This window comes from Allorhizobium sp. GW101-3B10 (genome assembly GCF_059424725.1).
The window spans coordinates 3,255,202-3,269,426 of record NZ_JBWKZR010000001.1 but is presented as its reverse complement, the minus strand read 5'-3'; the positions used below and the strand labels follow the sequence as shown (position 1 = coordinate 3,269,426).

The 14,225-nt window shown below is 63.2% G+C and carries 8 protein-coding genes and 1 pseudogene; 2 read left to right on the top strand and 7 right to left on the bottom strand.

What is annotated here, in order from left to right:
- Positions 1–58: 58 nt before the first annotated feature.
- A protein-coding gene (locus AC07Y0_RS16270) for an IS3 family transposase (RefSeq protein ID WP_498675171.1) occupies positions 59–1,158 on the bottom strand; the annotation gives its coding sequence in 2 pieces (ribosomal slippage) (positions 59–906 and positions 906–1,158; 1,101 coding nt in all).
- Between the two features lie 671 nt (positions 1,159–1,829).
- On the opposite strand from AC07Y0_RS16270, the gene AC07Y0_RS16265 reads away from it, so the two are divergent.
- Complete coding sequence (locus AC07Y0_RS16265) at positions 1,830–2,906, top strand: glycosyltransferase family protein (protein WP_498678774.1); 1,077 nt, start codon at positions 1,830–1,832, stop codon at positions 2,904–2,906.
- Positions 2,907–3,096: 190 nt separating this feature from the next.
- On the opposite strand, the pseudogene AC07Y0_RS16260 reads toward AC07Y0_RS16265, so the two are convergent.
- The 6 genes and pseudogenes from AC07Y0_RS16260 to AC07Y0_RS16235 form a co-directional block, all read right to left on the bottom strand.
- Positions 3,097–4,228: pseudogene (locus tag AC07Y0_RS16260) on the bottom strand (IS3 family transposase).
- Between the two features lie 163 nt (positions 4,229–4,391).
- Positions 4,392–5,135, bottom strand: coding sequence for a 4'-phosphopantetheinyl transferase family protein (locus AC07Y0_RS16255; protein WP_498678773.1), 744 nt, complete (start codon positions 5,133–5,135; stop codon positions 4,392–4,394).
- A gap of 35 nt (positions 5,136–5,170) precedes the next feature.
- Positions 5,171–5,926: a 2,3-dihydro-2,3-dihydroxybenzoate dehydrogenase gene (dhbA, locus tag AC07Y0_RS16250; protein WP_498678772.1), complete on the bottom strand. Its 756-nt coding sequence runs from the start codon at positions 5,924–5,926 to the stop codon at positions 5,171–5,173.
- Positions 5,927–5,946: 20 nt separating this feature from the next.
- Entirely contained in the window at positions 5,947–6,816 is an 870-nt protein-coding gene (locus tag AC07Y0_RS16245) for an isochorismatase (protein WP_498678771.1), read from the bottom strand.
- Between the two features lie 12 nt (positions 6,817–6,828).
- Positions 6,829–8,472, bottom strand: a complete 1,644-nt coding sequence (locus tag AC07Y0_RS16240; RefSeq protein ID WP_498678770.1) for a (2,3-dihydroxybenzoyl)adenylate synthase — start codon at positions 8,470–8,472, stop codon at positions 6,829–6,831.
- A 25-nt stretch (positions 8,473–8,497) separates the two neighbouring features.
- Positions 8,498–9,673: an isochorismate synthase gene (locus AC07Y0_RS16235; RefSeq protein ID WP_498678769.1), complete on the bottom strand. Its 1,176-nt coding sequence runs from the start codon at positions 9,671–9,673 to the stop codon at positions 8,498–8,500.
- 81 nt (positions 9,674–9,754) lie between these two features.
- On the opposite strand from AC07Y0_RS16235, the gene AC07Y0_RS16230 reads away from it, so the two are divergent.
- Positions 9,755–14,215, top strand: coding sequence for an amino acid adenylation domain-containing protein (locus tag AC07Y0_RS16230; RefSeq protein ID WP_498678768.1), 4,461 nt, complete (start codon positions 9,755–9,757; stop codon positions 14,213–14,215).
- The last annotated feature ends 10 nt before the right edge of the window (positions 14,216–14,225 follow it).

The following is a 14,225-nucleotide window of genomic DNA, read 5'->3' as shown; positions in this document are numbered from 1 at the left end:
GACCTGAGACCCACTTTCCCTCCAGTTTTCGGGAGAGTCTTGGGTTTTTAATCTGGCCTCATGCGGCCTGTTTTTCCATAGCCATTTTCATTGCGAACTCGCTGGGGGTGATATTGCCCAGCGACGAGTGGGGTCTGCTCCTGTTGTAATCCTCCTTCCATGCGTTGATGGCGGCTCGGGCCTGAGTGAGCGACGAGAACAGGGTCTCGTTGAGGCACTCGTCACGGAAGCTGCCGTTGAAGCTTTCGACGAAGCCGTTCTGCATCGGCTTGCCTGGGGCGATGTAGTGCCATTCGACCTTTGCTTCCTGGCACCATTTGAGGATGGCCATACTGGTCATCTCCGTGCCGTTGTCCGAGACAATCGTCCTCGGCTTTCCCCGTCTGGCGATGAGACTATCCAGTTCGCGGGCAAGCCGTGCCCCCGACAGGGATGTGTCGGCGACCAGGCACAGGCATTCACGGGTGAAGTCGTCGACCACCGCCAGCACCCGAAAGCGGCGGCCGTCGGTGAAGGCATCGCTGACGAAGTCCAGGCTCCAGCGCTCGCCCGGACGCGACGGCAGAGCCAAAGGACGTCTCGTCCCCAAGGCCCGCTTTCGGCCGCCGCGCTTGCGCACCGTCAGCTTTTCCTCCCGATAGAGACGTCGAAGCTTCTTCAGGTTCATGACGATCCCCTGCCGGTCGAGCATCACGTGGATACGGCGATAGCCGAAGCGACGACGCTCGGACGCCACCTTCTTCATCGCCTCGCGGATGGACGCATCGTCCGGCCGCACGCTCCGATATCGCATGCTCGAACGATCCACCGATAGAACCTCGCACGCCCGACGCTGGCTCACCCCGTGCTGCGCACAGACGTGAGCCACCGCATTCCGCTTCACATCGGGCGTCACCATTTTTTTGCAGCGACATCCTTCAGGATCGCATTGTCCAGCATGGCCTCGGCGAGCAGCTTCTTCAGCTTGGCGTTCTCGTCCTCGAGCGCCTTCAGCTTGCGGGCATCGGACACGTCCATGCCGCCGTACTTCGCCTTGTATTTGTAGAAGGTTGCATCCGAGATGCCGTGCCTGCGGCAGACATCGACTGTCTTCGCGCCCGCCTCCTGCTCCTTCAATATTCCGATGATCTGTTCTTCCGTGAACCGTGAACGCTTCATTCGTCCGTCTCCTTGATGTGACGGACTCTACCAAATTCTGGAGGAAGTTCAGGGTCTCAGGTCACTGACTTCACTCAACTATTTTTCGGTCAGGCTTGAGAGCACTGATAGCAGCAGAATCAGAATACGTCACTCACGAACGCAATCTGCTTGAAATTCAGACCCTCTTCAATTTAATCATAGCTGGACGATAGAGAGGCATAGATGAAAGTACCGAAGAGCTTCTTCGCATTGTTTTTTTCTTGGCGGCCTTCATGCCATTGCTGACTGAGCTCGTATACGCCGATTCACCAAAGCGGATCGATATATTCTGGCGATGCTTATAGGAATTTCGGGCGAGCGTAGCGAGAAACGTATATATTTCAATGTTTCGCGACCTCGTAGGTGATGAGGTGATTACCTGAGCATTGAACTGATCGGGCTTCGTAAATCTCGTCGCTGCTATGATCTGGTTGTCATGAATATCGATCGGTCCTAGGCGAGTCGGACATCGCATCGAGCGTGTTCGCAAGCCAACGTTCTCAATCCCGATTGGAGATGCCAATTCATCGTTTGTCTGGTGAAGGGTTGCGAGTCTTGACTTAGCTATAACTGCGACCTATCCGCTTCGTAAAAGGTCGATTGACGGCTTGGCCTGAGCTGATGTGAACAAGACGAGTAGAGGAGGCAGCATGCCGCGCCATGACGGGTTGTTGTCGCCGCTTGCGCGGTATTTGCCTTTCCCCCGGTTGCGACCCGGCGCAACTGGAGGCGCAAGGCGACCGGTGAAGCGTATCGTCGTTTTCGGACGCCATCCGAACCCGTCGTCCGACTACTATTTTGCTGCTCGCCTTGCCGCGCGAGGCATGCCGCCATGCGCGTTTGTGGATGTTCGCAACGAAGATTTAAGTAGACTCGACTCCGATGGAACCTTTGCCATCGTCTGTCGCTACGCGTCGGCATCGGTCTTGAACTGGATCGAGGCCGAGAGCGGTCGTCTCGCCGGTGTCGGGCTTTTCCTCGATGATGATATCGCTGCGGTCGTAACCGGACGGGACGCTACTATTAGCTACCGATTTCGGTTGTTCGTGCGGGCCCTTTGGCCGCTCCGGCGCCTGAACCGCCATCTCGACATCGTCTGGGCGTCGACACCCCGGCTTGCCGACCGTCTCGCCCTTGCGCGTGCTCGTGTTCTGTTGCCCGCTCCATCGGAGACGCTGTGGAGAAAGTCGTGCCCATTGCAGCGGCCGGATGACTCAGTCCTCATCGCCTATCACGCGACGGGCGTCCACGTGGAGGAGCACCGATTTCTGCAGCCAATCGTCCGTGAGGTTGTCGCCCTGCGGCCGAACGTAAAGTTCGAGGTCTTTGGGAGCCCGACGGTCGAATCCATCTGGCGCGGCATAGAACGGGTAAGCCTGCGTCGTCCGATTTCCTGGACCGAGTATCTCCGTGAGGCTCTGAGCCGGCATATCGACATCATGTTGGTGCCGCTTACCCCCTCGGCTGTCAACGATTGCCGGTCTCCAACCAAACGCATTGACGTGGCTCGCGCTGGGGCTGCCGGCATCTTTTCGATTTCGAGTGCTTACGGTCTGCCAGGCGATGACGCAGAGGTTATTCTGCCGTACGATAAAAAAGTATGGCGCGATGCCATTCTGGCGCTCGTCGATGACCCAGACAAACGCAGAGCAGCGGCTGCGGCGACAGGGGTACGCGTCGCGGCGATGACGCAAGCCGCGGCGGCCGGTCTGGATCTCTCAGCTTGACAATCCCACCATCGCCGGAGCTGCCAGCCGGCATGGAGCGTCACGCAGGCGATCACGGAGAGGGTGGGCGCGTACGGCCTTGCCGAAGCGCATTGTGGCAATTGTAGCCGGCATCAGCGATGATGTGGGGGAGGTGGCTCGGTTTGTCTGAACAGTTTCGGGCGTGTTTCTAAGTGGATTTCCGCCTCGATTATGCCGCCACCATCATTGGTGTCAGCGCCCTGACGTAAGCCTGATCGGGGGGCTGCCGGTCAAGGGATGAATGCGGACGTCGGGTATTGTACAGAGGTACGTATCGGCCAATGCCCGTCCTAGCCTCCGGCACGCTTACAAAGGCATGAAGATAGACCTCCTCGTATTTGATCGACCAGCGAGCCGTTCAACAAAAACATTGTCGCGCCAAGCGCCATTGCTGTCCATCGAGATGGCGATCTCAGCCTTCTTCAACGCAGCGGTGAAGTCGACGGAGAAACTGCGAACCCTGATCTGCGCTGAAGATGCCGGGCTTGCCATGACGGGCAAGCGCTTCCTCGACCGCTTCGATGCAGAATGCCGTCTCCAGAGTGATCGACAACCTCCAGGACAAGACGCATCGGCTGAACCGGTTCACGACGGCGGCCAGAAAGACGGAACCCCGAGCCATCGGAATATAGGCTATATCCATCGCCAGACCTGGTTGGGCCGGGTTACGGGCCGCTTACGCAGCAGATAGGCATAGATCTTCTGCCGTAGTGCTGACTTCGACGTGTTGGGGGGACGGCAGACCGCCTCTATGCCCGTCTTCTTCATCATAGTGCGACGTGCAGACGCCCGGTTTGCAGACCTTCTGGCTTCAAAAGCCCCTGCAACATCCGACTTCCGGCGAACTGGAAATCGAGATGCAGTTCGTCGATCCGGCGCATCAAGGCAAGGCCTGTAGCAGGCGTCGTGCGCGGCAGGGAATACACGCTGCCACGGCTGAAGCCTAAAAGCTTGGCCTGGTGAGGAGGGAGAGTTTGTGTGCGCGATCGATCATTTCTTTCCGCCCAGCAATCCCCGCCTTGCCGAGCGCTCCGGCTAAGAAAACGTTCTCCAGTGTCAGTTCGCCGATCTTGGCGTGCAGCGTTTTGACATCGACAGTCGGCGCCGTGGTTTCCGCCTTGGCTTCATCGCCGAAAACGCCGTCGCTCATTCAAGCAGTTGGTCTTTCCATTGTTTGATCTGATTGGCGTGCACGTCGAACTGCTGGGACAATTCCACCAGCGTCTGCGCGCCCCTGATCGCGGCAAGCGCCACTTCGCCATGAAAGCCGGGCTGTGGTTTCGGCTTGGTCGTCTCGTCATGGTTTCTCCTGTCTCCGGCATTTAAGCCGAAGTCAGGCAGAAACTCCATTTATCCCGGCTGTTCGGAATTCCCGAACCACCCGTAACGGTGCAACACGCCTTGCCAGTCACCGAGCGACGACTGCCGACGGGAGCCGTTTTCGGACGGCCTGCCGTCCTCGGCCTAAGTGAAATCCGGGTTGATCGCGGCGAAGGTGGCGAAAAGGCCGTCGAATTCGTCAAGACGGACGGGAAAGACGCGGTTCGAATGCCAGCGTGGCGATTGCGCCTGGCGAAGGCGGAAACGCGCGGTCCCCTTGCCCAAGGTCACGAGCTCGAAAGCCGCGAAGAAGGGAATGGGGCCTGTCAGGCGCGAGAGAGCCTTGAAAAGGCTCTCCTTGGCGGAGAAGACCAGGGATACGACCTTCTCGTCAAGGCGCGTTCCGAGCCGCTGTCGCTCTGCATCGGTCAGCACCAGTGGTGCGATTTCATCGGCTTCGGAGATGCTCAGGTGCCGTTCGAGATCGATGCCGAGGCCAAGATAGCGGTCGGCGGCCCCGACGACGGCAATCGCCCTGTCGCCGCAATGGGAGATGGAGCCGACGATGCCTTCGGGCCAGACCGGTGCGCGATCGGATCCCATGCCGGGCGTCATGGCCTTTGCCGTCAGGCGCCGCACGGCTTCGCGGGCGCAGGCGCGCCCGGCAACGAATTCCGTCAGCCGTCGGCTTCCGGCGCGGGCCAGGGCCTGAGGGATCGGGATGCCGGCGCAGAAGGGGGATGACCGGTAAAGATCGTCGTCGACGAAACGGATGGAGACCCAGCTAAGGTCGTGCGCCCGACCTGACCGCAAGCCGCTTGCTGCTTCGACGATCGCCCTGCCGCAGTCGGCCGGATCGGCAAACAGCGTCATCGCGCTCTCGTACATTGCTTCTCGTCCTTTCCGCTGGCCGCCCGCATCGTTCAGGCGGCCAGCGTCGCTCCGCCGTCGACGACGATGTCCTGGAGGGTGACATGGCCGGCCCGTTCGGATGCGAGGAAGAGCACGACGTCGGCAATGTCGTCGGCACGGGCGATCTTGCCGAGGGGAATGCCGAGCTTGAACTGCTCGGGCTGTCCGGAAATGAGCCGCGCGTAGCCACTTTTGCCCTGCATCATGCCTTCCAGCATCGGCGTGTCGGTGGAGCCCGGCGAGACGACGTTGCACCGCACGCCGAAAGGCGCAAGCTCGAGCCCGACGGTGTGGCTGAGGCTGACGAGTGCCGCCTTCGAGGCGCAGTAGGCCGCCATGCCGACCCGCGGGACATGGGCCGCATTGGAGGCGATGTTGACGATGGCCCCTGAACGCTGGCGCTGGAATGCGGGGATCCATGCGCGCATCAGCAGGAAGGCGCCGCCGGCATTGACCTCCATGCAGGCACTCCAGTCCTCCGGCGTCAGCGTCTCGGCACTGCCAAGTCGCAGCACGCCGGCGCCGTTGACCAGGATGTCGAGCCGGTCCGCCTCCGCCTCAAGACCACGGCAGACCGCGGCGACGCTTGCCGGGTCGCGGATGTCGACCGACAGCAGACGGAAGGGCAGTGTGGAGCCCCCCCGGGCAAGATCCAGTCCCACGACGTCGGCACCGGCGAGGCTGAACCGTTCGGCAATGCGGCGGCCGATGCCGCCCGCCGCGCCCGAGACCAGCACCCGTTTGCCGGAAAAGTCGAGGTCCTGCATGGCGTGTGTCTCCCCTTCCATCACGCTGCCAGTCGCCTGCTTTCGATCAACGACCACCAGCCGTTGAGCGTCGGCACGCGTGCCAGTTCATCGAAGCCGACGGCCACGCCGAACGCCTTGAGTTCGGCTGCGAGCATCATGACCTGGAGGGAATCCAGCCCATAGAAGATCAGGTTTTCGTCCGGATCGATCTCGGAACCGTCCTCGACCAGTTGCTGTACCCGCCCTTCGAGCCAGGCCCGGCTGGCCGTCTTCTGCGGTTTCCCGGTTAGGCTCGCGGTGTCGATCACCGCGCCGCAGCGGGTTGCGACATATTGCAGAGCCATGCGGTGTTCCGCTTCGGAGAAGTCGGCGACGGCATCGCCGACCATGAAGGCCTGGATATCCTTCATGAAAGCCTCGACTGCGGTGACCATGCAGCCGATATGCGCATAGACGCCACCGATCACGAGCTGGTCGCGGTCCCATCCACGCATGCGCTCCCGCAGGTCCGACCGCTCGAAGGCGCTGTAGCGCCATTTGGCCAGAACCGTGTCCGAAGGCCTCGGGGCCAGCGCCTCGACCACCTGTTGAAGCGACGGATCGGCGGCGGTGAGACCCGGGCCCCACATGTCGTTGAGCAGGGCGCGGTCGGCCGGCGGCTGGTCATGCGGCTGCGCGGTGTAGATGACCGGCACGCCATTTTCGCGCGCCCAGGCGATCAAGCGCGCCAGGTTGTCGATGAGCACGCGCATCATCTGACCCTCGGCATCATAGAAGCGCAGGAAATAGCGCTGCATGTCGTGGATCAGCAGGACGCAGCGGGCCGGATCGGGTTTCCAGCTGGTCTTGTTGGCCGGAAAGCTCTCGGCCTTCGGCATTGGATAGTCGGCAATGGACGGAATGGTCATGGGGCACCTCGGTTAGGTCAGGACTGGGGCTGCGGCAGCGGACTGCGCGAGCAGATCGCGCAGCTTCTTCTTGTCGATCTTGCCCACGGCGGTCAGCGGCATCGCCTCGATGAAGCGGACACGATCGGGCAGCTTGTATTCGGCGACACCCAGGCCCATCAGATATTGCCTGAGCGCCGGCGCCTTCAGGGCGGGATTGCGCGAGACCACGAAGGCGCAGCTTTTTTCGCCGAGCAGCGCGTCCGGCATGGCGACCAGCGCAGCGTGGGTCACGTCCGGATGGCGCAGCATCAGGTCTTCGACCTCTTCGGCTGCCACCTTCTCTCCGCCGCGATTGATCTGGTCCTTCACCCGACCGACGACCTTCAGATAACCTTCCGGCGTGCGTTGCACGAGGTCTCCGGAAGCGTAGAAGCCGTCGGCATCGAAGACCCGGGCATTGTGTTCGGGGCTGCGATAGTAGCCGCGGAAGGTATAGGGCCCGCGCGTGGCAAGCAGGCCTGCTTCACCTTCGGGCACGGCCTGGCCGTCCTCGTTGAGGATGCGGATCTCGTCATCAGGGCTGATCGGCCGGCCTTGCGTCGTGAAGACCAGCTCGTCCGGGTCGTCGAGGCGGGTATAGTTGACCAGGCCCTCCGCCATGCCGAAGACCTGCTGCAATCCGCAACCGAGAACCTCCGGTACCTGGCGCGCCAGGGCCTCGGCGAAATTGGCGCCGCCGACCTGGACAAGCTTCAGCGAGCCGAGCGCCTTGCGATGGGCGGGGGCCGCCTCCAGCCAAAGGGCGACGGCGGGAGGAACAAGCGCGACGATGTCGACGGCATGGCGCTCAATCAGCGCAAAACAGGCAAGCGGCTCAGGATTGGGCGCCATCACCACCGTTCCGCCGGCGTGGAAGACGCCGAGGGCGCCGGGCGAACTCATCGGATAATTGTGGGCGGCGGGCAAAGCGCAAAGATAGCGGGTCTGCGCCGTGAGGCCGCAGATTTCGGCGCTGGCCCGGACGCTGTAGTCATAGTCGTTGTGGGTGCGGGGAATGAGCTTCGGCGTGCCGGTGCTGCCGCCCGATAGCTGGAAGAAGGCGACATTGCCGGCCAAGGACGGCGAGAAGGATATGTGTTCCTGTGGCGCCGTCTCTATCCAGTGCTCCAGCCCGGCTTCGGCGGAGGCGTCGCCGAGCAACAGCGTGACGACAAGCCGGGGCGACAGGGCGCGCAAGTCGGCGAGAAAAGTGTCGTCGGCGAAAAGCTCATGACGGCGGGACGCGATCAGCAGCCGCGGTTCGATCTGGCGGGCATAGGCCGTCATCTCCAGCCGGCGATGGCTGTAGAGGGCATTCACCGGGGCGACGCCGATCTTCAACAGTGCGAAGAACACGATGTAGAATTCGGCGACGTTCGGCAACTGCACCAGCGCCGTGTCGCCGTGGCCGAGGCCCCTTTCCGCCAGCCGCGCGGCAAGGTTGGTCGACAGCGTGTCGAGCGCTGCATAGCTCAGGCTGCGCTCGCCGCAGATTACCGCGACGGCATCGGGACGTGCGGCGCGCTGCTCGTCGAGAATGCGGGTCAGCGGTTTGTCGATCCAGTAGCCGCGCTCGCGGTATCGCCCGGCAAGGTCCGCCGGCCAGGGGTGAAACTCGATACTCGTTTCGGTCATGCTTTCGGTTCCGTCATCGTCCGGTTCAGTCTTGAAGGCCGCAGGCGCTCAACATGGTGCCGAGCTTGGTCTGCACCTCGGCCCATTCGGAGGCCGGCTCCGAGGCTTCGACGATTCCCGCGCCGGCAAACAGGCGAACCGTGTCGCGCCTCACGGTTCCGCAGCGGATCGTCACCACCCATTCGCCATTGCCCTCGGCGTCGCACCAGCCGACCATCCCGGTGAACAGCCCGCGGTCGAAAGGTTCGACGAAGCGGATCAGCCGACGGGCGCGCTCGGTCGGGAAGCCGCAGACGGCGGGCGTCGGATGCAGCAGGCAGGCAAGTTGCAGCGCATTCATGCTTGGATCGGCGACGCGGCCGTCGATACGGGTCGAGAGGTGCCAGAGTGCCGCGGTGTTGATCAGCGAAGGGCGCTCTGGAACGGTCAATTCGGCGCAGCAAGGCGTGAGCAGAGAACGGATGTCCTCTACGACGAGGCTATGCTCATACTGGTCCTTCTCGGAGGCGGCGAGCTTTGCGGCGTTTGCGCTGTCGGCCTCAGGGTCTGCCATGCGTTTGGCCGAGCCGGCGAGCGGGTTGGAGACGATCCTGTCGCCATGCTTGCGCATCAAGAGTTCGGGACTGACACCGACCAGTTCGCCGCCATCGGGCATGGCGATGCGGAACTGGTAGCCTTCGCGGTTGCGGATCCTGAGATTGGCGAGGAGCCGGTCGACGTTTACCGCCTCGGCGAAGGTCAATTCCCGCATCACCGAAAGAACCGCCTTGCGCACGTCGCTGTGGCGGAAATTGACGATCGCGTGTTCGACCGCGCGCTTGAAGCCGTCTTCGTCAGGAATGCTGCGCTGGCCGAGCAGGGCCGGCATGGGGGCTTCCACGGCGGCCGGAGTTGTTTCCTTTTCCTGCCACTCATGATTGTCGGGTACGTAGAGGCATGAGGGCTCGTTCACGTCGAACGGGATGGCGCCGATAACAATCGGGTTCTTCTGCCCGGCTCTGTAAGCGCGCTCGAAGGCTTCGTTCAGGCTTCGCTGCAACGGACTGCCGAATAGCTCCCCATCCTTCGCCGGAGCAGTGATTCGCTCTCGGCTTCCCGTGGCGCGAAGTTCCCGCTTCCCCGAGGTAAAGACGAAAAGCCTATGTAAATCAGTAGATTCAGATATTGAAACCTCGTTCGTCCTCAGCGCTCCGGTTCTCATGGGATACCTCCTGTGCGGGTGGTTGACGATGATTTATACTTGAGTATGATGATCATGTTTTGTCAACCGCTGCGAGTCCATATGCGTGAATTAACACCGATGCAGGCCGCCGGCTGGGTTGGTCGCGAGGCGGGCGACGTGCTCGGAAGGGTTGTTTCGCATCTCTACGCCGAATTCGACGGTCCGGCCGTCGAGCCGGAACGGCTGCGGCGGGCGCTCGCGCGTCTCGGCTGCGTCCATCGTATGCTTCACCTGTGTGTCGACGGGGACGGCCGGCAGTCCGTCGAACCGACCCCGGCGCCACTGCCCCTGGACGTGGAGGATCTTTCCGACCTCGATGAACCTATGGTCGCGGCTCGGCTGGCGGCGAAGCGTCGCATCTGGACGCACCGCCGGCTCGATCTGGCGTCGGGCCAGGCGGCCGCCTTCGGACTCAGCCTGTTGCCGGGCCGTCTTTCCCGCCTGCATGTCGACACGGACATGATCGCGGTCGATCCGGAGAGCTTTCGGATCGTGATGGAGGATCTGGCGCGCTTCTACGAGGCTTGCGAGGGGGAGGGGCCAGCCGAGGTTGCGCAGTTCTTCGAATGGCTCGACACGGCGAATTCCGATCCTGATCTCCAGCGCCGGCGAGAGAGAGACCGTCTCTGGTGGCGAAGCCGGCTGGCCGACATTCCGCCGGCACCGCCCTTGCCGACCGTGGAAAAAGCCGGCGAGGTCAACAGCGACCGGCTTGCCGTCCGGCTTTCGGCCGAGGAGCGTCACTCGCTCCAGCAGACCGCGCGCCGGTTGCGCGTGACGACCGCCACTCTCATGCTGTCGCTCTTCGCCTTCACGCTCGGGCGGGCGACCGGAGCCGGCCGCTTCCGTCTGTCGGTGCCGACGTTCTTCCGCCAACCGGTGGTTGAGCGGGTCGATCGGATTGTCGGGGATTTCTCCAACCTGCTCGTCCTCGGCGTCGAACTGAGGCCCGAGGATTGCCTGGCGACGCTCGCGAGCCGTCTCGGCGAGGAGATGATCGGGCTGCTGGCTCATTGTGCATACCCGGGCGTCAGCGTCATGCGCGATCTGTCGCGCCACCGCGGATCGGTGCAGACCTCGCCGGTGGTTTTCACGGCGGGGCTCGATCTGTCCGGTGGCGAACTCTTCTCCGCACGCGTTTCTCGAGTGTTCGGCCAGATGAACTGGGCGGTGTCGCAAGGGCCGCAGGTGGCGATCGATGCGCAGGTGGCGGCGGCGGACGGCGGCTTGTTGATCAATTGGGACATCCGCTTCGACGCCTTGCCGAAGGAATGGGTCACGGCGCTGTTCGACGGTTTCGTGGCGCTTGTCCGCCGCGTTGCGGATGCGCCCGATGCCGTCGACCTGCCGTTGTCTGGATTGCTGGCGCCGACAGGCGCCGAACTCCGGAAGACCGAGCCGTTTTCGCAAGGAGATACGATGGAACACCCCCTCAACGCCCTGCAGCAGGCCTATCTCCTCGGGCGCAGCGAGCATCTCCCCCTCGGTGGCGTCGCGATGCAGGAGTTCCGTGAATATCGGGGGCATGTCGATTTCGACGCCCTGCCTCGGCGCCTGGCGGAGATGGTCGGGCGGCATGAGAGCCTGCGGACCCGGATCGACACGCAGCGTCTGAAGGAGACCGTGTCAGGCGGGAGGACGGTGAACTATCGCCTGATCGACCTTGGCGATCTCGCTTGCGAAGATGCCTTGCGGCGTGTCGAAGCGCTGCGCGACGATTACGCGCATGGGATCTTCGATCTCGATGGTCCGCCCTGGGACGTCACCGCCTTCCGGCTGCCGCAGCCGCTGGTGCCGGGCGGCGATACCGGGGTCGTCTTCGTCCGCTTCGATGCCCTGATCGTCGATGGCCGGGCCATTGCCGCATTGATGGTCGAGTTGTTCGGAGATGCCCCGCCGGATGACATCGCGAGGTCGGATGCGCCCGTTGCCGAGCCGCCCGCGGCAACGATCCGGGAGGCTGATGCCGCCTATTGGGCGAAGAAGCTCGCCGGGGTCGAGGGGCCGCCGCAACTGCCGTGGTTGAAGCCGATCGAAACCATCAAGAGTTCGCGCTACGGCCGGGAGAGCCTGACGGTCGAGCGCGAGCGGTTTGCGGCGCTGGCGAGGGTCGGCGCGAGGCAGCGGCTGTTCAAGAATTCGATGCTGACCGCCGTCATTCTCGAAGTCCTGTCGCGTTGGGTTAGCGAGGGCGGGCTGTGCGTCGGCATTCCCGTCGCGCCGCAAAGCACCGGCCCGCTCGGCAATCGTTCGAGTTTCATCGCCGTCCATTGGGATCGTCGGTCCGGCACTTTTGCCGAGCGATCCGAGCGTCTGCAGGCGGATGTGCTTGAGGGGCTCGAACATCTTGCCTTTTCCGGCGTCGACATCAGCCGATTGCTGATGGCCGCCCATCCCGGCAATATCGCACTGCCCGTCGTCATCACCAACGGCCTGTCCTGGCCGGTGCTTTCGCCGGACCGTTCGGTCCGTCTGTCGAGCGGGCTGACGCAGACGCCTCAGGTGGCCATGGACATCCGTTTCTCGCAGGACGGCGCAGGCCATCTGGTTCTCGATGTCGATTATGCCCGCGAGGCGATCGACATATTCGTCGTGCGCGCCTTTCTCGACGCGATGGACCGCGCGATCACGGCGATCGTGGAGCGGGGCGCCTTGGCGCTCTCGGCCCAGGATTTCATCACGCTTCACCACTACCACCGCAATGGCGCGGTCAGCGACTTTGCCTGCGATCCTTTCCTCGAACGCATTGCCGGCCATCTGTTCGATGGGCATGGCGGCAAGACGGCGCTGATTTCGGGTCCGCGCCGGATCTCCTATGCCGAACTGGGCGAGATGGTGTCGCGGGCGATGGCGGGGCTGAAGGCATGGGGCATCGGCAAAGGCAGCGTCGTGGCCGTATGCCTTGGGCGAAGCCCGGAGCATACTGCGGTGACGCTGGCTGCGGCGCTTGTCGGAGCGATCTGGGTTCCCATCGATGCCGGTTCTCCTGCCGACCGGCTGGCCTATCTGCTCGAGAACTGCCGGCCCGATCTGATCGTCGCGACCATGGTCCCCGAAGGTTTCAGCGCCATCGCCCCGGAGCGATTGCTCGAAGCGGAGAGGCCGGACGATCCGCGTGCGCTCACCCTGCCGCTCGATGCACTGTCGGCAAGCGAGGAGCCCGCCTACTACCTCTACACCTCGGGAACCACGGGCAAGCCGAAATGCGTGGTCCTGGCCAATCGGGCAACCGCCAATGTCATCGGCAGCACGCTGAGAGAATGGAGTGTCACCGAGCAGGATGTCTTCATCTCGGTCACGCCGTTGCATCACGACATGTCGGTGTTCGACGTCCTCGGTTGCCTGACCGCGGGCGCCACGCTGGTCCTGCCGGCGCCGGGCGAGGAGAAGGACGCGATCCGCTGGAACCAGTTGGTCGCCGAACATGGTGTCACGCTCTGGTGCTCGGTGCCGGCGATCCTGGAAATGCTGCTCTCGTGCCGCCGCGGTGACGAATTGGGTTCGCTGCGGCTGGTCGCCCAAGGCGGCGATTACATCAAGCCGGCGGTGATCGCCGAACTGCGGCGCCTGAAACCGGACCTGCGCCTGATTTCGCTGGGTGGGCCGACCGAGACGACGATCTGGAGCATCTGGCACGAGATCGCGCCGGAGGATACGGATCAGGTTCCCTATGGCCATCCGCTGCCGGCCAATCGCTATTTCCTGCTCGATGATGCCGGCGAGCACTGCCCGGCCGGCGTGGTCGGGCGCATTCACACCGCGGGCGTGAATGTGGCGATCGGCTATCTGGAGGGCGGCGTCGTCAGCCAGACCGACTTCGTCATGGTCATCGACGAGGCCGGAAACCCGGTCCGCGCCTTTCGCTCCGGCGACCGGGGACGCTACCGGTCCGATGGCAAGATCCTGTTTGCAGGCCGGGTCAACGGCTATGTGAAAGTGCGCGGCGTGCGGGTCTCGCTGCCCGACATCGAGAATGAACTTGTCGGCCATCCGGCCATCCGCCGCGTGCTGGTCGTCGACTATGGCGCCGAACAGAGCGGCGAGGCGGCGATCGGTGTGCTCTACGTCGCTGATTCCGAGGCGGGCCTGACGGCTTCCGAACTGCGCGCCTTTGCACGGCGGCACCTGCCGGAATCGCATGTCCCGACGCGTCTCATTGCGGTCGATGATCTGCCGCTTTCCGCCAATGGCAAGCCGGACCGGCGCCGCGCCCGCGAACTCATGACCTTGGCGAGTGCGTCCGAGGCGCCAGCGGGCGCATCGCAGGCCGCAACACGGCGGACCACGGCGACGAAGGACAGGCGGGTGCTCGACATCTATCTCGGAGTGCTGGGCAGGCCCGGCAGCCCGGATGTCGACGAGACGACGGATTTCTTGGCGCTCGGGCTTCTGCCATCGCATCTCAAGGCGATTTCGACGCGTATCCGCAACGAACTGGGCGTCGAGCTTGCGCTGCCCCAACTGGTCCGTTGCCGCAATGCCGGACAGGTTCAGGCCCTTTTGCCGGGCGGGCCGAGCTGAGAAGCGACGG